Origin of the sequence: Krasilnikovia sp. M28-CT-15 (genome assembly GCF_047159595.1) — a bacterium.
Classification (GTDB): domain Bacteria; phylum Actinomycetota; class Actinomycetes; order Mycobacteriales; family Micromonosporaceae; genus Actinoplanes.
The window spans coordinates 5,616,183-5,638,034 of record NZ_BAAGAK010000001.1 but is presented as its reverse complement, the minus strand read 5'-3'; the positions used below and the strand labels follow the sequence as shown (position 1 = coordinate 5,638,034).

The window sequence follows — 21,852 nt, the reverse complement described above, 5'->3', positions numbered from 1 at the left end:
CGGCCAGTCTGCCGCACGCCCGGCCCGCCACCTGCCACGGGCCTCGGTTGCTGGTCTGACGGGAGGTGATCCGGTGTGCCGTTCCGTGAACCGAGCAGAGTCGGTGTCCGTCCTGGGGGTCGTGGGACGCCGGTGGCCGGGCTCCGTCCCAGAATTCAACCGACCATGGTGAAGGGCGAACGGATGCGAGTCATCTCATTGCCGGCGTTCCGCGCAGGACGTGAGGCCGAATCCGCCACTGCTCGTGGACGTGCTGTGCGGCAGGGTCAGCGACGCGGGTGGACGATCGCCGCGACCGGATGGATCGGTGCCGTCCTCGCCGGGGCTGTCCTGCTGACCCTGTCTTTTCTGGCGTTGTCGGTGCCAGCGTGGGCGGGCTCCGGCGTGACGAGGAAGGCAGATCCGAAGACGGTCTCCGTCTGGGTCAACAACCGGATGGGCGCCAACGCGAAGTTCTGTCTGAAGACCACGACCACGATGAAGCGGCCGCGGGGCAGCGACCGGAGTTGCACCGGCTGGATGATGACCGCCACGAACGCCCAGTTGACTGCCGATATCACCGACCAGAACGACGAGGTCTTCCTGGACTCCGAGGTCGACACGTCGGGTGGGACCGGGGGCACGAGCACCAGTGACGACAAGCTGATCACGGGTGCCACTACTTGCACCATCTACAACGTGACCGCCAGCTACAAGGTGGAGTGCGACACGCCATCGGCGAAACCGGTCGTCGTCTCCCCGCCGGCGGTCGCGCCGTTCGCGCTCAACAACAGCGATCCGAACGATCCAGGCATCGCCCTGCTCAGTCTGCTGGCCTGGTGTGTGAGCGCCGCCGCGGTCGCCGGGCTGATCGTCACCGGCATCAACATGGCGTTGCAGATGCGCCGCGGCGAGCCGGGCGAGTCCTCCGAACACTGGCGTGGGTTTCTCTATGTCGGCGGCGCCTGCCTGCTCGGGCTGACGGCTGGTCCGCTCGTGTCATTCCTGGGCCTGCCCTACTGAAGCCGTGCTGGTCCGGCAGGAGGGGGGACCAGCACGGTCAGTCCGCGGCAGGAGGGGGCCAGCACGGTCAGTCCGGCAGGATCGGGACCGCGGGGCCGAGGTCGCGGCCGAGGTTCGTGGCCCGGGTGACCGCGGTGCTGCCGAAGCGGTCCCGCACCGCGTCGAGGGCGGTGTCCAGGCCGTGGTCGTCCTGCTGCTCGAACGGCAGCTCCAGCTGCACCGCGCCGTCGGTGTCCAGGTTGCCCACCGCCACGCCGACCAGGGTGAGGCCGCGCTCGTCGATGAGTGGCCGGGCCTGCGCCAGCAGTGCCCGCGCGGTCTGCAGCACGACCCGGGTGTGCAGGGTCGCGGTGAGCAGGCTGCGCGAGCGGGTGGCGCGGGTGAAGTCGGCGAAGCGCAGCCGCAGGGTGACCGTACGCCCGGCGCGTTGCGCCGCCCGCATCCGCCGGGTCACGCGGTCGACCAGGGCCGCAAGGGTGGCTTCCACCTCGGCGAACGGGCGGGGTCGGCTCCCCAGCGCGCATTGCGCGCCGATCGAGCCGCGGCGCTGACCGGTGCGGACCCGGCGCGGGTCGCGGTTGTGGGCGAGGGCGTGCAGGTGCCGCCCCGCGTGTGCGCCGAGCATGGTGACCAGCGCGGCCTCGCCGATGCGGGCGACGTGGCCGACGGTGTGGATGTGCCGTTCGCGCAGCTTGGCCGCGGTGACCGGGCCGACGCCCCAGAGCCGCTCGACCGGCAGCGGGTGCAGGAAGGCGAGCTCGCGTTGGGGCGGGACGATGAGCAGGCCGTCGGGTTTGCCCACGCCGCTGGCGACCTTGGCCAGGAACTTGGTGCGGGCCACTCCGACGGTGATGGGCAGGCCGACGCGGGCTCGGACGTCGGCGCGCAGCCGGGTGGCGATCTCGGCCGGGGTCCCCCGGATCCGCAGCAGCCCGGCGACCTCCAGGAACGCCTCGTCGATGCTGATGCCCTCGACGATCGGGGTGGTGTCCCGGAACACCGCGAAGACGTCCTTGCTGGCCCGGGAGTAGGCCCGCATGCGGGGCGGTACGACGATCGCGCCGGGGCAGAGCGCCCGGGCCTGGCCGAGCCCCATGGGGGTGCGCACCCCGTACGCCTTGGCCTCGTAGCTGGCCGCCAGCACGACGCCCGCGCCCACCAGGACGGGGCGCCCGCGCAGGCCGGGGTCGTCGCGTTGCTCGACCGATGCGTAGAAGGAGTCGAGGTCGGCGTGCAGGATCGTCGCCGCGTCAGACACGGACACATCTTCGCACACATGTTCGAACGGCGAGGTCGTGGCCCAGGTCACACCCCGGGTTGGAAGACGTTCGGGGCTGGTCCCGTTGGAAAACTTGAGCGCGTCACACTCAACCTTGAAATTGCATAGCTGGAGGATCGACCATGTTGCTGCGCACCGATGCTTTCCGTGACTTCGACCGGCTCACCGCCCGGGTCTTCGACACCGCCCAGCGCGGCACCGGCGCCCAGCTGGACGCGTACCGCGACGGCGACGCGTTCGTCATCGCGATCGACCTGCCCGGCGTCGACCCGGCCGGCATCGAGGCGACCGTGGACCGCCGGGTGCTGACCGTGCGGGCCGAGCGCAAGTCCACCGCCCCCGAGGGCGCCAAGTTCGCCGTCCGGGAACGGCCGACCGGTGTGATCAGCCGCCAGGTGGTGCTGGCCGAGTCGCTGGACGCCGACCAGCTCGAGGCGCGGTACTCCGACGGCGTGCTGACGCTGCGGGTGCCGGTCAAGGAGCAGGCCAAGCCCCGCCGCATCGCGATCGTCGCGGGCGGCACCGGCACCACCGCGGAGCCGGAGCTGACCACCGCCTGATCCGGGACAGCACACGGGCCGCACACCCTGGTGGGTGTGCGGCCCGTTTCGCTATGGCGACCCAAGCGGCGCTGTCACCGAGGGATCAGACCACCTCGGCGACGATCGACGCGGCCGGGGGCTCCGCGAAGTGGCAGGCCGACCGCAGCCCGGGCGCCTTCTCCTCCAACGGTGGCGGCACCTGGGCGCAGATCTCCTGCGCCTTCCAGCAGCGGGTCCGGAACCGGCAGCCCGTCGGCGGGTCGACCGGGCTGGGCACGTCGCCGGCCAGGCGGATGCGGTGCTTCGGCGGTACGCCACGCACCACCCCGATGTCCGGCACCGCCGACAGCAGGGCTTGGGTGTACGGGTGCTGCGGTGCCCCGTACAGCGCGTCGCGGGTGCCCTCCTCCATCACACGGCCCAGATACATGACGGCGATCCGGTCGCAGAAGTGCCGGACCACGCCGAGGTCGTGCGCGATGAAGACGAACGCGATGCCGAACTCCTTGCGCAGGTTCTCCAGCAGGTTCATGACCTGCGCCTGGATGGAGACGTCCAGCGCGCTGACCGGCTCGTCCGCCACGATGATCTTCGGGCGGGCAGCGAGCGCCCGGGCGATGCCGATGCGCTGGCGCTGACCGCCGGAGAACTCGTGCGGGTACCGGTTGTAGTGCTCGGGGTTGAGGCCGACCACCTCCAGCAACTCCTGGACGCGGGGCAGCTCGCCCTTCTTGGACACCATGCCGTGGGTGCGCAGCGCGGTGCCGACGATGGTGCCGACGGTGTGCCGCGGGTTGAGCGACGAGTACGGGTCCTGGAAGATCAGCTGGATCTCCCGCCGGTACGGCCGCAGCTTGCGCTCCGACAGGTGCGCGATGTCGTGGCCCTGGTAGAGGATCCGGCCGTGGGTGGGCTCCAGCAGCCGGGTGATCAGCCGGGCGGTCGTGGACTTGCCACAGCCCGACTCGCCGACGAGCCCGACGGTCTCACCGGCGCTGACCGTGAGGTTCACGCCGTCCACGGCCTGCACCCACTTGGCGCCGCGGACGAGCTTGCCGTCGCCTTTGGCCTTGAAGTGCATGGCCAGGTTGTCGAGCTGGAGCAGGGGGGCGCCGTCCACCTTGGGGACGCGCGATTCGGTCGCAGCAGTCATTCGTCGTGGTCCTTACGGCAGCCGGGGCAGAACTTCGGTGGCGAACACCTGGTCGGGATCGCTCAGGTGGCAGCGCGCCGCGCGGCCCTGGTCGGCGGTCCGCGCCACCAGGTCGGGCCGGGTGGTGAAGCACAGGTCGCCGGCCACCCGGCTGCTGTACTCGCAGCGCGGGTGGAACGCACAGCCGCTGGGCACCGCCAGAAGGCTCGGCGGGGAGCCGGGGATCGGGTGCAGCGGCGTGGGCTCCCCGGTCAGCGCGGGGATGCTCTCCAGCAGGCCCCACGTGTACGGGTGCAGCGGGTTGCCGAGGATCTTGTCGACCGGTCCGTGCTCGACGGCCGTCCCGGCGTACATGACCATGATGTCGTCCGCGATCTCGGCGACCACCCCCAGGTCGTGGGTGATGAAGACGACCGCCGAGCCGAAGTCGCGCTGCAGGTCCGCGATCAGGTCGAGGATCTGTGCCTGCACGGTCACGTCCAGGGCGGTGGTCGGCTCGTCCGCGATCAGCAGCTTCGGGTCGTTGACCAGCGACATCGCGATCATCGCGCGCTGGCGCATGCCGCCGGAGAACTCGTGCGGGTAGTTGTCGACGCGCCGCTTCGGGTTCGGAATGCCGACGCGGTCGAGCATTTCGATCGCGCGTTCCTTCGCCTTGCGCTTGCTCACCCTGTGGTGCGCCCGGTACGCCTCGGTGATCTGGTCGCCCACCGTGAAGTACGGGTGCAGCGAGGACTGCGGGTCCTGGAAGATCATCGCGGCGTCGCCGCCACGGAACGCCTCCAGGTCCTTGTCGCTCATGCCGACGATCTCCCGGCCGCCCACCTTGATGGAGCCGGAGATCCGTGCGGTCTTGCGGTCGTGCAGGCCCATGACGGCCATGCTGGAGACGCTCTTGCCCGACCCGGACTCGCCGACGATGGCGAGCGTGCGGCGCAGCGGCAGCGAGTAGCTGAGTCCCTGCACGGCCTTGACCAGTCCGTCGGCCGTGGGGAACTGCACCTGTAGATCGGTGACCTCGAGGTATGCCTCGTCGTTCTCCGCCCGGGTGCGGGGGACGCGGGTCACCGTGTGCGGGGCGCGAATGGTCTGGTCGCTCATGCTGCCGCCTTCGTGCTGCGGAAATCGGGGATGGAGGGCACGATCGGGATCATCCGAGCCGTACCCGCGGGTCGAGCACCGTGTAGGCGATGTCCACGACGAGGTTCATGACCACCAGCACCACCGACCCGACCAGCACGCCGCCCATCAGTACCGGCAGGTCGTACTGGCCGAAGGCCCGGAGGGTGAGCAGGCCGAGGCCGGGCAGGCCGAAGATGCTCTCGGTGAAGATCGCGCCGGTGAGCTGGAAGGCCAGGTCGATGCCGAAGATCGTGGCGACCGGGGTGAGAGCCGCGCGCAGACCGTGGCGGTAGACGACCCGGCGCCGGCTGATGCCCTTGGACGTGGCGGTGCGGACGAAGTCCTGGCCCAGCGACTCGATCATGGAGGCGCGGGAGTATCGGGTGTACGAGGCGGCGTTGGTGACGCCGACGCACAGCCACGCCGCGACCAGACCCAACGCCCAGGCCCAGGGATTCTCGGTGAACGGGGTCCAGCCCGACGGCGGGAGGAATGTCGCGTACAGCGCCACGAGCAGGGCGAAGACGAAGTATGGGAAGGAGGCGATCACCAGGGTGGCGCCGACCGTGATCTTGTCGAGCGACGTCCCACGGACCTGGGCGGCGATGGTGCCGGTCAGGATGCCGACGGTGAGATAGACGACCGCCCCGCCGATGACGATGGAGATCGTGACCGGCAGCGCCTGCGCCAGCAGCTTCGTGACGGGCTGGCCCAGGGTGTAGGAGTAGCCCATGCACGGCGCGGAGCAGTGCTGGGTGACGCCGCCGGACGTGTACTCCCGGCCGACCACCAGCCCCTTCATGTAGGAGGCGATCTGCTCGACGGCCGGCTTGTCCAGGTCGAGACTCTTCTCGATGTCCGCCAGACGCTCGGGGGTGCACTTGGGGCCGCAGATGACCCCGGCGGGGTCTGTCGGTGCGAAGAAGAACAGCGCGAAGCTGGCCACCAGCGTCACGATCACGACCGATATCGCGCTCAGGACGCGCCGAAGGATGTACAGCAGCACCGCTTGCTCCTCTTTCGTCACGGCGCCGGGTTTCGTGTCCCGGGGGAGAACACCGCGTGCCGGCCGGTCGGCCGTCGTGCGGCGGGGGTGTGGTTGGTGTCCGGGGTGGTCCGGCAACGCCTGCGTCGGCGGGCCGGACCACCCCGGGTCCTGCTAGAAGAGCGTCAGCTCTTCAGGTACATCGACGTAAGCAGCGGCATGCCCATGGTCGGGTCGCCGACGGTCGTTCCGACGTTCGTGCCCTGCAGCACGGCCATCTTGTCGTAGTAGCGCGGGATGGCGACGTACATCCCCATGATCTTCTGGTCCAGTGCCGCCCACTTCGGGGTGGACTGGTCGGCCGGCAGGTCGGCGATGTCGGTGATCTCCTTGTCCAGCGCCGGGTCGCTCAGGAAGCCCCAGGTCTGGCCATCGGCGATGCTGTGCGACTGGAACAGCACCGGGAACCACGAACCACCGGACGGCCAGTCGGAGCACCAGCCGGCCGGGGTCTGGCCCAGGTTGACCGGGGCGTTGTAGTTCGACAGCTTCGAGCGCAGGTCGGCGGTGGAGACGCCGATCGGCTTGACCTTGAAGCCCGCCTTGGTCAGCGCGTCCGCCCGGGTCTGGCTGATCTGCTGGGTCTGCGACTTGGTGTTGTCGAAGTACCAGCTCACCTCGAAGCCCAGCTTGCCCGCGGCCTGGAGCATCGCCTTGGCGCCCTCCGCGTCACCGGAGCCACGGCCGGTCAGGTCCGGCAGGGGCGTGTACTTCTCGTAGCCCGGGACGGACGGCGGCAGGACCGTGCTGGCCGGCTCGGCCACGTAGTCGTTGAGGCCCGCGACCTTCCAGATCTGGTCGCTCGGGTACGCCTTGGCGATCGCCTTGCGGACCTCCAGCGGGATCTTGCGGGTGTCCAGGTTCACGACGATGGTGCAGGGGCTCTCGCCCTGGACCAGCTGCGCCTTCTTCTCGCCGTTGAGCTGCGGGATCAGCGTGGCGTCGAGAACGTCGTAGCTGATCGTGTTCGAGTCCTTGGGGTTCTTGCTGTTCAACACGGCCTGCTGCATCTTGACCGCGTCCCCGCCCCAGGCGAAGTCGATGGCATCCGGGTACTGGTGCCGCGCCGCGTCGCTGTTCGCGTCCCAATTCGGGTTCTTCACCAGGTTCAGCGAGGTGCCCGGGACGTAGCCCTTGAACATGTACGGGCCGGTGGCCAGCGGGTGGTTCTTGTAGTCCTGCTTGGTGTCCTTCGCCTTGGGGATCGGCGTGAACATCGGGAAGGACATGAAGAACGGCAGGTCCGAGAACGGCTTCTCCAGATGGATGATCAGGGTGTCGGTGCCCTGGGTCTCCACACCGGAGTAGTTGTCGCCGTCCTTGTAGGGGCCCTTGTACTTCCCGCCGTCCTTGAAGTACGTCTGCTGGTACGACGGGCCGTTGGCGTAGATGTCGTGCGCGAAGGAGCGCTTGATCGCGTACGACAGGTCCTCGACCTTGATCGGCGTGCCGTCCTCGAACTTGATGCCGGGCCGCATCTTGAACGTCCACGTCAGCTTGTCCGCCGAGACCGTGCCGAGGTCCGTCAGGTCCGGCACGAGGGTCGGCTTGCCGTTGCGGATGTCGAACTGCGTCGGGGTACGGAACAGCAGCTTGCCGATCTCGTTCGAGTCGGTGAAGTAGATGTCCGTCGGGTCGAACGTGTTCGGGGTGGTCTGCGCGACGACCTGCAGGGTGCCGCCCTTACGAGCGCCGGGGACCTCGGGAGCCGGGCCCTTGGCGTTCGGGTCGAGCGCGTTCTCCTGCTTAGTGATCTTGCCGGTGTCGGCCTTGTTGCCGGAGTTGTCGTTGTTCGAAGACGGGCTGCTACAGCCGGTCAGGCCGAGGGCCACGGCAGCTGCCGCCGCGACGGCCACGTTAAGTCGCCTTGCCATTTCTCCTCTTCTCATACTGGGCGTCACCACGTCACCGTCGGGTGCGGGGATCAAATGCGTCACGGATTGCGTCACCGAGCAGGCTCAGTGCCAGGACCAGGATCGTGATGGCCAGGACCGGGATCCACAGGTACAGCGGGTCGGCCCGGTAGAAGTTCTGGGCGGCCGAGATGGTCAGGCCCCACGACGGCGTCGGCTCGGAGAGGCCGACGCCGAGGAAGGTCAGACCCGCCTCGGTCACGATGTAGCTGGGCAGGGCCATCGAGACCGAGATGACGATGGGTGCCACCAGGTTGGGCAGCAACTCCTTGAACAGCACCTTGCGGGTGGGCACGCCGAGCACCTTCGCGGCGGAGATGAACTCACGCTCGCGCAGGGACAGCACCTCGCCGCGGATCAGCCGTGCCAGGCTGGCCCAGCCGAAGAACGACAGGACGATGATCAGTGAGTAGAAGCGCACCGTGGCCACGTCCTCCGCGGAGGCGTTCTCAGCGTCGGCGCCGATGAACACCGCCAGCAGCGCCGCCGGGACGGCGATCGCGAACAGCAGGTACGGCAAGCTCAGTACGAAGTCGATGACCCAGGACAGGATCCGGTCGATCCAGCCGCCCATGAAGCCGGTGATCAGGCCGACGACGACACCGATGATCGTGGTGATGATCGTGACCGAGCCCGCGACCAGCAGGGACGGCCGGGCCCCGTAGGCGAACCGGGCGAACAGGTCGCGGCCCAGGCGGGGCTCCACACCGAACCAGTGCTCGCTGGTGGGTCCGATGGTCGGGAAGCCGTACTGGTCGATGAGGTCGAAGTGCTTCTCGGTCGGCGACTGGCCTTCGAGGTGGGCCAGCAGCGGCGCGAAGATCGCGATCAGGATGAACAACACGAAGATGCCCGCGCAGGTGACCGCGACCTTGTCCTTACGCAGGCGCGCCAGGGCGATGCCGGTCGGGGACTTGCCCCGCGTCTTGCCGGTCTTCTTCTCCGTCGCGGAGTTCGCGGCGGACGTGGGTCCCGAGCCGGACGGCAGGCCGGTCCTCGTGAGATCGGCTTCCTCAATCATCGGTTCCACGCGTTAGTCACCTCCATGGGACACGACACCTCCACGTGCGTCGTGCGTGAGAGGTATTCGGACGCTGCGCTTGGAACGTAGTCGGCAAGTGGGCCGTAGGAAATGAGTTGACGCATCGAATGAATAACAGCTCAGGTGCGAGGGGCCATGATCGCCGTCACAAGTGCACCCCTCACATAACGATCAAACACCAAGGAGCAGCGAGAAGGCGGACTTTTCGGCTGCCCGTTATGTCGGGTAGGTGTCGCTCATCATCACGTGGCGTAACGACCATACTGCCCACAGTACTTTCATCGGATTTGCCAACCGCTTGGTCAAGTGTTTCGGGCAGGTTTCGCGAAGGAGGGGGTCATGCGGGAAGGGGCGCGGCCGGACGCATGATCAACGGGAAGATTTTCGGTGACGAGCCGGGCAAATCGACGAAACCACGCGATCCGCCGGTGTCGGGCGGCCGCCTCGGGGAGGGGCTCGCGGGTGTCTTCGATGGGCCCCGACGGGCGCCGGCGGCGTGTCTCGCGGTGTTGTTCGCCACAGCCTGGCCGATGCGGTGCGGCGGAAAAACGCGCTCCCGGACGCATTGGCGTCAATGTGCCGACAGTACGCGCGCCGACACCGTGACCCGGGATGCCGCGCCGCGGAAAGAATCCCGGTTTGCGGACGGGTTTCCGTGGGCAATCGTTCGCGTCAATTCCACCCTGGATTCGCTGGGCCGGGGCGCGGGACCGGGTGGCCGCGTGGGGCTGCCCGGCGCGGCGGGCTGCGGGCCCGCGCGACCACCCGAGGGTCCCGGATGTGCCGGAACTCGACCGCGGTCACGCTCCGGCACCGGGACATCACCCGTGGTGGTGACGGTGACCGTCGCCGCTTGCCCGGGCCCGGCCGAGCCGGGGCAGCGGCTCCCTTGGGTCGGCATGGCTCGATGAATCCGTCAGGCCGACAATTTGTGGCGAATGCTCCGGCTTGGGGAATGATGCCGGACGGAATCGTCGCCGAAAGTCCGGTTCGCGCCTATTCCTCGGTCCGGCGGCGCAATTCGGTATAACGGCGCTTCGGGCTATTTTCCGGACCGCAGTTGTGGACCCGGTAATCGCTGCGGCTCAGTGGGCCGGGGCGAGTGCGGTGAGGATCTCCTCGGCCCGATCTGCGGCCGCCCGCAGGTCCGCGTCCGGTGAGCCGATCAACGGGTCCCAGTTCAGGTCGTAGAACAGTTCCGTGACACCCGCCTGCGCGTATCGCTCCGCGCCCGCGCGGATCTGCGCGAACGTGCCCGACAGCGGAGCGGCGTCATCGCGGCGGCCGGCCCGCACCACGCCGCGCACCACGATGCGCACCGCATCCGGATCGCGGCCCGCCTCCTCGGCCGCCCGCCGCACGAGCCGGGCACCCCGGGTGATGTCCGGCAGCGTGGCGCCGCTGCTGCTGACCCAGCCGTCGGCGATCCGGCCCGCCCGGCGCAACGCCACCTCGGCGGTGCCGCCGAGCAGGATCGGCGGCCCGCCCGGCTGCACCGGCCGGGGCGCCATGACGCTCGGCGCCACGGTGTAGCAGTCGCCCTCGAACACGCTGACCTCGTCGTTCCACAGCGTGCGCAGAACCCCGACGTACTCCTCGGTGCGCTTGCCGCGCGGGTTCGGACGCGAGCCGGTCGCGACGAATTCCGGCTCCGACCAGCCGGTGCCCAGCCCCAGATCGAACCGCCCGCCGGAGAGCACGTCCAGCGTGCCGGCCTGCTTGGCCAGGTAGGCAGGGGAGACGTACGGCAGGTTGATCACCGCAACGCCGAGCCGGATCCGGTCCGTGCGGGCCGCGGCGTACGTCAGCGCCAGCAGGGGGTCGAGCACGCTGCGGTAGACCGGCGCGAGGTCCTGCTCCTGGCCGACGAGCAGCCGCTGGAACGTCCACAGGCCGTGATATCCCAGCTCTTCCGCGCGCATCGCGAAGCTCGTCACCGACACCGGGTCGGCCCACACCCCGGAGACCGGGCAACCCCAGCTGATCAACATGCGGTCACAGTAACCCGGGGCCGTGTCGCGGTGTCCCGGCCGGTGCCCGTACGGGCAGACCCTGCCGCACGTGATGTCCACCGGGGACACTGATCGCTAGGGTGATCACAATGAGCTTCGTCGATCTGAGCGAGGCGAGCGCGGCCAACGCCGGTTCGCCGACGCTGCGCGCATACCTCGCCACCCCGCCCGGTGACGGGCCGTGGCCGGGCATGCTGGTGGTGCACGAGTCCTTCGGCCTCACCGATGTGGTGATGCGCCACGCCGACCGGCTCGCCGCCGCCGGGTACCTGACCCTGGCGATCGACCTGTACAGCTCCGGTGGCATGCGGCGCTGCCTGGTCTCCACGGTACGTGCCGCCCGCCGCGGCGAGGGCCGGGCGTTCACCGACCTGGAGACGGGCCGCGCCTGGCTCACCGCCTCGCCCGGCTGTACCGGCCGGGTCGGGGTGATCGGCTTCTGCCTCGGCGGCGGCTTCGCGCTGGTGCTGGCCGGCACGGGCCGTTACGACGCTGCCGCAGCGAATTACGGTGAGTTGCCGCGCGACCTCGACGGCACGATGGCGGGCGCCTGCCCGATGGTGGCCAGTTACGCCGGCCGCGACTGGCTGCCCGGCTCCGCCCCGAAGCTGACCGCGGCGCTGACCCGTGCCGGAGTCGCGCACGACGTCAAGGAGTACCCCGCGGCCGGACACTCGTTCCTCAACGAGGGACCGACCGGCCCCAGGGTCCTCTGGCCGCTCATGCGGATGTTGAAGATCGGCCCGGAGCCCGCGTCCGCCGCGGACGCGTGGCAGCGCATCGAGGCGTTCTTCGCCGAACACCTGCGCTGACCGGCAGGGCCACCGTTTCAGGCCGGGGCCTGGACCCGCGCGTACGCGCGCATCGGCAGGCGCCGCGCGGCGGCCCGGCCGGGGGTCACGGTGAATCCCAGCGGCGCGGCGATCCGCCTGACGTCCGAGAGGTGCAGGGATCCGTGCCGCTCGACCGTGAGTACCGGCGAAACGCCGGTGCCAGGGTCATGGAACGACACGAGCGTCACGGACATCGGCTGATGACGCGGGTACGCGGCGCGGGCCGCCTCCTCGTCGCGGTGCGCGATGACGGTCAGGTCCGGTACGTGCCCGAGGTCGGCCTCCAGCTCGGCGGCGCGCCAGTGCGCGGGCTCCTCCGCGGCCCCGGTCGCGTGCCGGGAACGGTTCGCGGAGGTGACGTACAGGTGGTCGCGGCCCAATGCCGCGGTGGCCTGCGCGAACAGCGCGTTGGACGGGCAGGCGGTGCCGGGGGTGATCACCTGCGCGGTGCGGACCCCGGCGTCGACCTGGGTCAGGTGTTCGGGCAGGTGGGCGGCGGCCGGGCCGCGGAATCCGATCGGCCCCGTCCGGGCCAGCGCCACCAGCAGCGCGGCCAGGCGCGGGACGTCGAGGCGCCGGGCGACCTCGGTCCAGTCGAACAGGGCCGGGATGCCGTCCGCGGCAGCCGTGACGCTGCCGATCTGCCCGGCCGGGCGTCCCTTGGCGAGATTGACCCGGCGGACGGCCGTCGCCGACGGCTCGGCGACGATGGCGTAGATGTTGCCGAACGCGGTGGCGACCACCCGCCCGTCGTGCAACGCCCGGGCCGCGAGGGCGACGTCGGCAGGGCTGTCGATGGTCAGGAAATCGGCGGACATGCAGCCGTTTGTACCGGCACGCCGCGCCGGGCCGGTCGGCCTGTCGGATGTGCGATCGGCGCCCCGCCCGTGCGGGTGACAGGCCACCCCGTCCGAGGGACCCCCGCCCGTGGCCCGGGCTCACGCGCTGCTGGCCGGGCGTGCGCTCGGTGCACTCGCTCACGCGGAATCGCGGATGACGAGAGTGGGCTGGAACGTCACCGATCGGGACAGCCGCCCGGGGGCGGCGATGTGCGTGCGCAGGATCCCGGCCATCTCGGCCGCCATCTCCTCGACGGGCTGGCGGACCGTGGTCAGCAGGGGCCGGCAGTCCAGTGCCGCGCTGCTGTCGTCGAAGCCGACCACGGCGACATCCTCGGGCACCCGGCGGCCCAGGTCCTGCACCGCGCGCAGCGCGCCCTCGCTCATCAGGTCGCTGGCCACGAAGAGACCGTCCACCTCTGGGTGGCGGCGCAGCAGCTCGCGGGTGAGCTGCTCGGCCCCGGCCCGGGTGAAGTCGCCCGCCAGGTACGGCACATCGGACAGACCCCGGACGGCCAGGTGTGCGCGGAAGCCGTCGAAGCGGTCGTGCCCGGCCGGCGAGTCCAGCGGCCCGGTGATCGTGGCGAGGCGGCGGCACCCCCGGGCCAGCAGGCGATCGGCGGCCAGCCGGGCGCCGAGGCGCTGATCCACATCCACGTAACTGAGCGCCAGCGGCCGCGCGGGGCGGGCCGACACCACGGCCGGAATGCCCAGCTCGAACACGAGCCGGGGGAGCGGGTCCTGCTCGTGGCTGCTGATCAGCAGCACCCCGTCGACGTGGCCCTGGCGCAGGTAGCGCAGCACGTGGTGGTGGCCGGACGAGTCCGCCGGGACGATCACCAGGTGGATGTCGTGCGGCCGCAGCGCGCCGGTGGCTCCGGCGGTGACCCGGCCGAAGTAGGGGTCGGTGAAGACCCGGTTGAGGAAGGACGAGCCGTTCGGGCGTTCCGGCTCGGAGATGACCAGGGCGACCGAGTTGGTCCGGCGGGTCACCAGCGTGCGGGCGGCGCCGTTGGGTACGTAACCGGTCTCGGCGATGGCGCGCTGCACGATCTCGCGGATCTTCGCGTCGACCGTGGGTGCGCCGTTGATGACGCGTGACACCGTGGCCCGGGACACCCCCGCCGCCTCGGCGACCTGGTCCATTGTGGGGTTCCGCCCACCGCGCGAGGGACGCGTACTCATGGCGATTGTTATAGCACCGGCCTATCGAGGCAAGCGCCTCTGCGGGCGCGGGCCTGCCTAGGCTCGGGGCGCCGCGGAACCCTCCAGCAGCAGGCGGCCGGCCTCGTCGGCGGGCACGGGGTGGGAGAAGTAGAAGCCCTGAGCCTCGTTGCAGCCCATCTCGCGCAATGCCGCGAGCTGGCCGTACTCCTCGACGCCCTCAGCGACCGTGGACATCCCCAGACTCTCACCGAGCTGCACGATCGTCTCGGCCAGCGCGGCGTCGTCGGCCTGCTCGCCCAGGCGTTCCACAAAGGAACGGTCGATCTTCAACGTGTCCACGGGGAACCGCCGCAGGTAGGCCAGCGAGGAGTAGCCCGTGCCGAAGTCGTCGATCGCGAGGCGTACCCCGAGCGCCTTGAGCCGGATCAGCTGGGCCAGGTTCTCCTCGGTATCGGTCATCAGCACGCTCTCCGTCATCTCCAGGCAGAGCCGGTCCGCGGCCAGGCCGGACGCCGTGAGCTGCTCGGCGATCTCCGCGGCCAGGTCGGTCCGGTCGAACTGGCGGACCGACACGTTGATCGCCATGATCACCGGGTCGGCGCCCTCGGCGTTCCAGACGGCCGCCTGCTGGCAGGCCTCGCGGAGCACCCAGCGCCCCACCTGCGCGATCAGCCCGGTCGCCTCGGCCATCGGGATGAAGTCCATCGGCTCGATGAGGCCGCGGGTCGGGTGCTGCCAGCGCACCAGCGCCTCGAACCCCACGACCCGGTTGCTCGTCAGACCGATCGACGGCTGGTAATGCAGCAGCAGCTCGTCGCGTTCGAGGGCCAGCCGCAGGTCCGCCTCCAGCTCCAGGCGCTGGATCAGCCCGGCCAGCATCTCCGGGTCGTAGCTGGCCAGGCCGTTGCCCGCCGCCTTCGCCCGGTACATGGCGAGGTCGGCGTTGCGCATCAGCTGCTCGGCCTCAGCCGCCTCCCCGGTCAGCTGCCGCCCCACTGAGCCGGGTGCCGGCTCCCCGGCGGTGGCGGCGGCCGCGAGCCCGATGCTGGCGCGTACGTGAAGGTCGCGGCCGTCGAACGTGAACGGCTCGTGCAGACCCGCGAGGATGCGGCGCGCGACCTGCTCGGCGTCGGGCGCGCCCGTCGGCGCCTGCACCAGCACCGCGAACTCGTCCCCGCCGAAGCGGGCTATCAGGTCGCCCGGGCGGACGCAGGCCCGCAGCCGCTCCGCGACACCGACGAGCAGACGGTCGCCCGCGAGGTGTCCGAGGCTGTCGTTGACCTCCTTGAACCCGTCCAGGTCCAGGTAGAGCACGGTCACGTCGGTGTCGGGCGTCCGCTGCCGCAGGGCCGTGGCGACCCGCTCGTGGAACAGCGTCCGGTTTGCCAGCTGGGTCAGCGCGTCGTGGTACGCCGAATGCACCAGCTGTTCCTGCAACTGGCGGCGCACGCTGACGTCCCGCGTGTTGAGCACCAGGCCGCCCACGTTGGGATCGTCGAGCAGGTTGGTCACGGTCACCTCGGACTCGCGAGGCTGCCCGTCGGCATGCGGGACGCGGAGCTCCATCACGACAGAGTCGTCCGGGCGTTCCAGGGCGGTGGCCAGTGCCTCGGTCAGCCGGGCCGCGGACTCGGAGTCCAGCAACTCGGTCAGCATCCGCCCGTTCACCTGCCGTGGGCTGAAGCCGAACACCCGCTGCGCCGATTCGCTCTGATACAGCACCCGCGACCGCGGGTCGACCACGGTGATCACGTCGGAGCCGTACTGCACGAGGGCGTGGTAGCGGTGCTCGCTGGCGGCCAGTTCGGCGGTCTGGTCCGCGACGCGGAACTCCAGGGTCCGGGTGAGGTTGCGGTTCTCGGCCAGTGCCAGCAGCTGGCGGCCCACGATGAGCACCGTCAGCACGGTCCGGCCGTACGTCATGAACGGGTTGCTGTAGCCGTGGTTCGACGACCACCAGATGGAGACGGCCAGCGCTGCCAGCACGGCCACGTACGGCGGCAGCACCCCGACCGGGCGCCTGGTGCTCGCCCGCGCGGCCACGGGTGCGTCCTCGGCGCGAGCCGGTCCGCACGCCGCCAGCAGGATCAGCGCGAAGCCGGCGAACCACCCGATGTCGGTGACCCCGCCGGACGCGTACGTGCCGACCAGGTTGAGATAGGCGTATCCGACGTCGGAGATCGCGAACGCGCAGATGCCGGCGCCGACCAGGGCCAGCCGAGCGGACATCGCCCCGGTGCGGCGGCGCAGCGCGAGCATGTACACCACGATCGTGATGATCACGACGTCGGCCAGCGGGTACGCGAGGCTGAGGGCGAGCGCCGTGCCGCCGGTGCCGCCTGCGTGCAGGAGCGGATCGACCACCAGCAGCCAGGCGATCAGCGCCAGCGAGGTGGCCACCATGAGTCCGTCGAGCAGGCTGCGGGCCCGGTTGGCGAGGGTCTGCTCGTCCGCGGGCAGCACCAGCAGCCCGGCGGGGGTGAGCAGGACCATGCCGAGATATCCGACGTCGGCCACGGACGGGAACGGCAGACTGTCGCCCCGGACCAGCACCAGGTAGAGCCAGCACACCTGACCCAGCCCCCAGGAGAGCACACCGAGGCCGACCAGCAGCCAGCCGAGCCGGGCCCGGTGCGTGCACCCCGCGGCGCGGACCACGATGGCGAGCGCCGTGGCGAGCGCCACGACCGCGAGCCCGACCATGGAGATCACCCGGGTGGCGGGAGTCCCGAACGCGTCCGTGCCGAGGATGCCGCCGAACAGCGCGACGAGGACGGCCACGAGCACGCTCAGCCGCACCCACGCACGCCGGTGCTGTGCGCGGCGCGTGAGCGCGGCGATGGGGGCCGGAGCTTGCGTCTCGGCTGCCATCAGTTCTCTCCGGCTCCAGGGGAACGCCCTGCGGGTCGGGTGGCCATGCCGCAGACATCGGGTCCGGGCCGGGCGACCTTGAGGCAAACCTGAAGCGGAGCGGCCCGGCGCGGGGTGCAATCGGGTTGCCGACCCCCTCAGGCCAGCACCCAGCCGTACAGCCGCTCCACGTGCAGGCGCAGGACGAGGCGGCCGTCGGCCACCATCGCCCGCCGGTAGTCCTCCCAGTCGGGGTGCTCCTTGCCCGCGGCCTGCCGGTACACCTCGATCAACTCCTCGACGGTCGCGTCGTGCTCGTCGGCCGAGGGCGGGGACAGCTCGGCGGTCGCCTCGACGACCGCGTACCCGGCGCCGCCGGGCGCGGTGACCTTCAGGCTGGCGCGCGGGTCGCGGCGCAGATTCTTGACCTTGGCCAGTTCGGTACGGGTGGAGATGCGCAGCACCCGGGCGTCGGCGTCGGCGGTGTAGTTGACATCGGACAGCTGGGGCCGCCCGTCGCGTTTGATCGTCGCGAGCGTGCCCAGGTTGGCGGCGACGACGAGATCCCACAGAACTTGCTCAGACATGGAACCCACCCTATGCAACGCGCCGCGGTCCGGTGGGACCGCGGCGCGGAAGCACCTCCCGGCGGATCAGAGCGTGGCGCACTGACCCCGGCGCGGGCCGGACACCGTGTTGTCCAGGCCGTTGTCGACCGGCGCGGGATGGTTGCCCGTGCAGGTCAGCGCTCCGCCGATGGTATTTCCGGAGACCAGCGCGGTGCCGCGGTTGCGCACCAGCGACACCGGTCCCGAGACGGTGGAGTCCTCGATGGACACCGCGGTCGCTCCGGTCGCGGTGACCGGCCCGGTCACGGTGGTGTGCTGCAACGCCACCGTGCCCGCGCCCGTGGCGGTCAGGGCGCCGCGCAGGTGCGCGTCCGTGGCGTACAGCGACGCGCCGTTGCCGACGCTGACCAGGCCGGTGACCGTGGCCCCGCGCAGGCACGTCACCCCGGACCGGACCGATACGGCCCCGACCACCTGGTCCGCGATCGTGGTGGAGCACACCGGAGCGGGATGCCCGAGCAGCTCCACCTCGGCCAGCGTGGTGCTGGCCTGGCCGGTGTTCCCGGTCACCTCCAGACGGTAGTAGCGGTAGGTGCCCGGCGTTGCGATCTTGAACGGCCGGGTCTGTAGCCGCCAGTCGAAGCTCTGCCCTCTGCGCTCGTCGATCGTCGTCCAGCGGGTCCCGTCGTACGAGCCGCGCAGCCGCCAGCCGGTCGGGTCGCCCGCGACCGCCCCCGAGGTGAGTGTGTAGAACTCGGCCCGCTCCCCGGAGCCGGTGAACTGGTACTGCCAGGTCGGGATGGCCGTGGGGAAGACGACCCGGGTGCCGGTGCTGTCGTCGATCAGGGCCGGTTCCGTCGCGGTGCCCTTGCCCGGGGCGGCCAGGTCGCGCAGCGGGTCGGGCGCAGCCGTGCCGGTGGTCAGCGACGGCGGGGCGGCGTCGGCCCCGGTGCCCCAGTCGGACGGCTGGTCGCCCATCGTGAAGTCCAGCGTCGCCCCGCCCGCCAGCAGCGCGTGCGGCAGCGACGTCGAGGTGTACGGCTGGCCGTTGACCGTCAGCGACTGCACGTAGACGTTGCGGGCGCTGTTGTTGCGCGCGTTCACGACGATCTTCTTGCCGTTCTCCAGGTGCACCGTCGCCTTGGTGAACAGCGGGGAGCCGATCGCGTACGCGGGACTGCCCATCTGCAACGGGTAGAAGCCGAGCGCGCTGAAGACGTACCAGGCGCTCATCTCGCCGTTGTCCTCGTCGCCCGGATACCCCTGGCCGATCTCGCTGCCCAGGTACAGCCGGGACAGTGCCTCGCGGACCAGCGCCTGGGCCTTCGCGGGCTGACCGGCGTAGTCGTACATGTAGATGATGTGGTGCGAGGGCTGGTTGCTGTGACCGTACTGGCCGAGGCGGACGTCGCGGGCCTCCAGCATCTCGTGGATCGTGCCGCCGTACGAGCCGGGGAAACCGGCGGTCTCGCCGGTGGCGAAGAACGTGTCCAGCTTCTTCGCGAGGGCGTCGCGGCCGCCGTACAGGTTGGCCAGGCCCTGGCCGTCGTGCGGCACATGGAACGCCATGTTCCAGCCGTCGGTCTCGGTGTAGTCGTAGCCCCACACCCGCGGGTCGTACCGGTCGGCGGGCAGTCGCCAGGTGCCGCTGGAGTCGCGGCCCTGGAAGAACTTCACCGACGGGTCGAACATGTGCACGTAGTTCTGGGCGCGGTTGCGGAAGTACTCGGCCTGCTCGGCGTACTCGGCTGCCCTGGGGCCGCCCCGCTTGGCCAGTTCGGCGGCCATCCCGGCGATGCCGAAGTCGTTGATGTAGCCGTCCATCGCCCACGACATGGCCTCGCCGGTGGCGTCGCTCGGCGTGTACCCCTTGAAGATCGACGTGGCCAGGCCCTTGCGGCCCACGTTGGCGTTGGGCGGGGTGACGGTCGCGTTCTTCAGCGCGGCCTTGTACGCCGTCTCCGCGTCGACGGTCACGCCCTTGCGGAACGCGTCTGCGAACGCCACGTCGGAACTCGTGCCGACCATCAGGTTGGCGTAGCCGGGCGCGGACCACCGGGAGATCCAGCCGCCGTCGCGGTACTGCTGCACGAACCCGTCGACCATCTCACCGGCCTCGCCGGGAGTGAGCAGCGAGTACGCGGGCCACGTGGTGCGGTAGGTGTCCCAGAAGCCGTTGTTGACGTACACCTTGCCGTCCTTGACCGGGGCGCCGGTCTCGGTGGGCGTGCTCGCCGGGGTGGTGGTCGACGACTGCACCGCGTGCCGGTACACGGGCGCTTCGGCGGTGCCGGTGTTCTCGTAGCCGGAGTTCGGGTAGAGGAACAGGCGGTACAGGTTCGAGTAGAGCGTGACCAACTGGTCGGAGGTGGCGCCCTCGACCTCGACGGTGTGCATCCGGGCGTCCCACTGCCGCTGGGCCGCGTCGCGCACCGACTCCACGGTCGCGGAAGCGGCGAGTTCCAGCTCCAGGTTGTGCCGGGCCTGCGCGACGCTGATCAGCGACGTCGCGATCCGCAGCGTCACGGTCTTCTCCGCCGAGGTGTCGAACGCCAGGTAGCCGGTCGACGGGCGGTTCCCGCTGGACAGCGAACCGCTGGCGGCCACCGGGCGGTCGGCCACGGCGTACATGAACATCCGGGTCCATCCGGCGGACAGGCCGCCGCTGTTCACGTCGGACCAGCCGGAGACGGACCGGTTCGCGGCGTCGATGCTCAGGCCCGCGTTGGCGTTGACGTTGTCCAGGACGAGGTTGCCGCGCTCGCCGGTGAACGTGAACCGCATCAGCGCCGCGTGGTCGGTCGGGGCGATCTCGGTCTTCATGCCGTTGTCGAACGTGACGCCGTAGTAGTACGGGCGGGCGACCTCGTTCTCGTGCCCGAAGGCGAGAGCCCGGTTTGCGCGGCCCGCGTCCGGCACGCCGGTGGCGCCCGACGGCATCACCTGGAAGGTCTGCCGGTCGCCCATCCACGGGCTGGGTTGGTGGCTGGCGGAGAACGCCTGGAGCGTCGGCCGGTTCGCGGCATTGTTGTCGCGGTGGTACTCGTACAGCCAGCTGGTGGTGCCCGCGTCGGTGACCGGGGTCCAGAAGTTGAAGCCGTGCGGCACCGCGGTGGCCGGGAAGTTGTTGCCCCGCGAGTAGTCGCCGGACGACTGGGTGCCCCGCCGGGTGTCCGCGTACTCGGACAGGTGCGCCCGCGGCGCCGCGGGCGGCGCGACGCGCAGCACGATGTCGTCGAACCAGGCCCGGAAGCTGGTCGGCCCGGCGGGCTTGTCGTAGCCCACCAGGACGCGGTCGACGATCTTGCCGGCCGCGACCGCGCCGATCCGGGCGGTGCGCTGGTTCCACTGCTGGGTGTACAGCGTCTTCGAGGCGCCCTGGGCGGCCGGGCTGAGCACGACACCGTGTTGGTCGGTCGCCTTCAGATCAGACAGGTACGTGCCGTCGGTGAACGCCAGGTCCACCGCCGTGTACGTGGCCGGGTTGCTCAGGTCGTCCCGGTTGAACTCGGGAAACACGAGATACGACAGTTCCGTGTCGGCCGTCACGCTCACGTTGACGTCGAAGACCTTGTTGTACGCGTACGCCCGGCCGCCGGTGAGGTGGCGGCCGCCGATCTGGAACGCGTTGCGCCCGGTGTAGCCGACGTTCGCCTTGGCGGTGGGGGAGGAGGCGGGGCCGGTGCCGGCCCGGCTCTGCATGCTCGTCGCTGGCGGGGTGCCCGGGTCGTCGGTGGCGAGCTGCCAGTCGGCGAGCTGGGTGAGGTTGCCGGAGGGATGGCCGGTGATGTTCAGGCGGTACACCGCGAAGGAGCCGGGGGTGGCCACCTCGTACGTGTGGGTCTGGAACCGCTGGTCGAAGCTCTGCCCGGCGCGGCTGTCCACTGTGGTCCAGGTGGTGCCGTCCGCGGAGCCCTCCAGGGTCCAGTCGCGGGGGTCGCGCTCGGGGGCGTCGTTGGCGGAGGTGAGCGCGTACCGCACGACGCGGGCGGGGGCGTCCAGGGTGTAGCGTGCCCAGCTCGTCGGGGTGTCCACCAGCCATTTGGTGCCCGGGTCGGCGTCGTTGAGGTTGGCGCCGTTCTCGTCCGGGTTGGGCTCGGCGTTGACCGTGACCCCGGTGACGTGCTCGCGGATGCTGCCCGGCAGGCCCACCTGGACGGCGCCGTCGACGCCGCTGCTGCGCGGTGCGCCGTCGGGGCCGGTCTCTGCCGTGTCGCGCCACGCGGGCGCCGGATCGCCCGGCTCGAAGGAGGAGGCGAACGCCCCGGAGGCGCTGTCGTCCGGGTCGGTCGGCGCCGCGGCCGCCGCCCCGCCCCACGCCACGGCGGCGGCCGCGGCGACGAGCGTGACGGAGAACAGCGCTGCCGCCCATCGTGACCGGTGCATGCCGTCTCCTTCGCTGGGTGACCCGGACCTGGGCACCGGCGCGTGGGGTGGGCGCACCGGTGCCCGGATCACGAACCTACGAAACGTCCGCGACACAT

15 protein-coding genes are annotated in these 21,852 nt (G+C 70.6%); 3 read left to right on the top strand and 12 right to left on the bottom strand.

Annotation, left to right across the window (positions count from 1 at the left end; translation table 11 throughout):
* Positions 1–165: 165 nt before the first annotated feature.
* The gene (locus ACMCNO_RS25835) at positions 166–1,002 is read left to right on the top strand and encodes a hypothetical protein (protein WP_412752038.1); all 837 of its coding nucleotides are present in this window, start codon (positions 166–168) and stop codon (positions 1,000–1,002) included.
* A gap of 67 nt (positions 1,003–1,069) precedes the next feature.
* On the opposite strand, the gene dinB is transcribed toward ACMCNO_RS25835, so the two are convergent.
* Positions 1,070–2,260 carry a DNA polymerase IV gene (gene dinB, locus ACMCNO_RS25830; protein ID WP_412752037.1) on the bottom strand — a complete coding sequence of 397 codons (1,191 nt, stop codon included), beginning with the start codon at positions 2,258–2,260 and terminating at the stop codon, positions 1,070–1,072.
* Between the two features lie 143 nt (positions 2,261–2,403).
* Between dinB and ACMCNO_RS25825 the strand changes: the two genes are divergently transcribed.
* Complete coding sequence (locus tag ACMCNO_RS25825; protein WP_412752036.1) at positions 2,404–2,841, top strand: Hsp20/alpha crystallin family protein; 438 nt, start codon at positions 2,404–2,406, stop codon at positions 2,839–2,841.
* Positions 2,842–2,926: 85 nt separating this feature from the next.
* On the opposite strand, the gene ACMCNO_RS25820 is transcribed toward ACMCNO_RS25825, so the two are convergent.
* The 6 genes from ACMCNO_RS25820 to ACMCNO_RS25795 all read right to left on the bottom strand — a co-directional run bounded on the left by ACMCNO_RS25820 (position 2,927) and on the right by ACMCNO_RS25795 (position 11,089).
* Positions 2,927–3,976 carry an ABC transporter ATP-binding protein gene (locus tag ACMCNO_RS25820; RefSeq protein ID WP_412752035.1) on the bottom strand — a complete coding sequence of 350 codons (1,050 nt, stop codon included), beginning with the start codon at positions 3,974–3,976 and terminating at the stop codon, positions 2,927–2,929.
* 12 nt (positions 3,977–3,988) lie between these two features.
* Complete coding sequence (locus tag ACMCNO_RS25815) at positions 3,989–5,077, bottom strand: ABC transporter ATP-binding protein (RefSeq protein ID WP_412752034.1); 1,089 nt, start codon at positions 5,075–5,077, stop codon at positions 3,989–3,991.
* A gap of 49 nt (positions 5,078–5,126) precedes the next feature.
* A complete protein-coding gene (locus ACMCNO_RS25810; RefSeq protein WP_412752033.1) occupies positions 5,127–6,104 on the bottom strand; it encodes an ABC transporter permease in 978 nt (325 codons plus the stop codon).
* A gap of 164 nt (positions 6,105–6,268) precedes the next feature.
* On the bottom strand, positions 6,269–8,017 hold the full coding sequence (locus tag ACMCNO_RS25805) for an ABC transporter substrate-binding protein (protein WP_412752032.1): 1,749 nt from the start codon (positions 8,015–8,017) through the stop codon (positions 6,269–6,271).
* A gap of 31 nt (positions 8,018–8,048) precedes the next feature.
* Positions 8,049–9,077, bottom strand: a complete 1,029-nt coding sequence (locus ACMCNO_RS25800) for an ABC transporter permease (RefSeq protein WP_412753810.1) — start codon at positions 9,075–9,077, stop codon at positions 8,049–8,051.
* Positions 9,078–10,183: 1,106 nt separating this feature from the next.
* A complete protein-coding gene (locus ACMCNO_RS25795) occupies positions 10,184–11,089 on the bottom strand; it encodes a TIGR03619 family F420-dependent LLM class oxidoreductase (protein WP_412752031.1) in 906 nt (301 codons plus the stop codon).
* Positions 11,090–11,199: 110 nt separating this feature from the next.
* Between ACMCNO_RS25795 and ACMCNO_RS25790 the strand changes: the two genes are divergently transcribed.
* Positions 11,200–11,922: a dienelactone hydrolase family protein gene (locus tag ACMCNO_RS25790; RefSeq protein WP_412752030.1), complete on the top strand. Its 723-nt coding sequence runs from the start codon at positions 11,200–11,202 to the stop codon at positions 11,920–11,922.
* A 17-nt stretch (positions 11,923–11,939) separates the two neighbouring features.
* Here ACMCNO_RS25790 and ACMCNO_RS25785 read toward each other — a convergent pair whose 3' ends face one another.
* The 5 genes from ACMCNO_RS25785 to ACMCNO_RS25765 form a co-directional block, all read right to left on the bottom strand.
* Positions 11,940–12,761 carry a hypothetical protein gene (locus ACMCNO_RS25785; protein WP_412752029.1) on the bottom strand — a complete coding sequence of 274 codons (822 nt, stop codon included), beginning with the start codon at positions 12,759–12,761 and terminating at the stop codon, positions 11,940–11,942.
* A 159-nt stretch (positions 12,762–12,920) separates the two neighbouring features.
* Positions 12,921–13,967, bottom strand: a complete 1,047-nt coding sequence (locus ACMCNO_RS25780) for a LacI family DNA-binding transcriptional regulator (protein WP_412752028.1) — start codon at positions 13,965–13,967, stop codon at positions 12,921–12,923.
* A 57-nt stretch (positions 13,968–14,024) separates the two neighbouring features.
* A complete protein-coding gene (locus tag ACMCNO_RS25775) occupies positions 14,025–16,820 on the bottom strand; it encodes a putative bifunctional diguanylate cyclase/phosphodiesterase (protein ID WP_412752027.1) in 2,796 nt (931 codons plus the stop codon).
* A gap of 137 nt (positions 16,821–16,957) precedes the next feature.
* Complete coding sequence (locus tag ACMCNO_RS25770) at positions 16,958–17,386, bottom strand: PPOX class F420-dependent oxidoreductase (protein ID WP_412752026.1); 429 nt, start codon at positions 17,384–17,386, stop codon at positions 16,958–16,960.
* Positions 17,387–17,452: 66 nt separating this feature from the next.
* Positions 17,453–21,754 (bottom strand): GH92 family glycosyl hydrolase, encoded by a 4,302-nt coding sequence (locus tag ACMCNO_RS25765; protein WP_412752025.1) that lies wholly within the window; start codon positions 21,752–21,754, stop codon positions 17,453–17,455.
* Positions 21,755–21,852: the final 98 nt, after the last annotated feature.

Coding starts and splice junctions, on each gene's coding strand:
- ACMCNO_RS25835 (WP_412752038.1), top strand. CDS start 166: ATGGTGAAGGGCGAACGGATGCGAGTCATCTCATTGCCGGCGTTCCGC.
- ACMCNO_RS25825 (WP_412752036.1), top strand. CDS start 2,404: ATGTTGCTGCGCACCGATGCTTTCCGTGACTTCGACCGGCTCACCGCC.
- ACMCNO_RS25820 (WP_412752035.1), bottom strand. CDS start 3,976: ATGACTGCTGCGACCGAATCGCGCGTCCCCAAGGTGGACGGCGCCCCC.
- ACMCNO_RS25815 (WP_412752034.1), bottom strand. CDS start 5,077: ATGAGCGACCAGACCATTCGCGCCCCGCACACGGTGACCCGCGTCCCC.
- ACMCNO_RS25805 (WP_412752032.1), bottom strand. CDS start 8,017: ATGGCAAGGCGACTTAACGTGGCCGTCGCGGCGGCAGCTGCCGTGGCC.
- ACMCNO_RS25800 (WP_412753810.1), bottom strand. CDS start 9,077: ATGATTGAGGAAGCCGATCTCACGAGGACCGGCCTGCCGTCCGGCTCG.
- ACMCNO_RS25795 (WP_412752031.1), bottom strand. CDS start 11,089: ATGTTGATCAGCTGGGGTTGCCCGGTCTCCGGGGTGTGGGCCGACCCG.
- ACMCNO_RS25790 (WP_412752030.1), top strand. CDS start 11,200: ATGAGCTTCGTCGATCTGAGCGAGGCGAGCGCGGCCAACGCCGGTTCG.
- ACMCNO_RS25785 (WP_412752029.1), bottom strand. CDS start 12,761: ATGTCCGCCGATTTCCTGACCATCGACAGCCCTGCCGACGTCGCCCTC.
- ACMCNO_RS25780 (WP_412752028.1), bottom strand. CDS start 13,967: ATGAGTACGCGTCCCTCGCGCGGTGGGCGGAACCCCACAATGGACCAG.
- ACMCNO_RS25775 (WP_412752027.1), bottom strand. CDS start 16,820: ATGGCAGCCGAGACGCAAGCTCCGGCCCCCATCGCCGCGCTCACGCGC.
- ACMCNO_RS25770 (WP_412752026.1), bottom strand. CDS start 17,386: ATGTCTGAGCAAGTTCTGTGGGATCTCGTCGTCGCCGCCAACCTGGGC.
- ACMCNO_RS25765 (WP_412752025.1), bottom strand. CDS start 21,754: ATGCACCGGTCACGATGGGCGGCAGCGCTGTTCTCCGTCACGCTCGTC.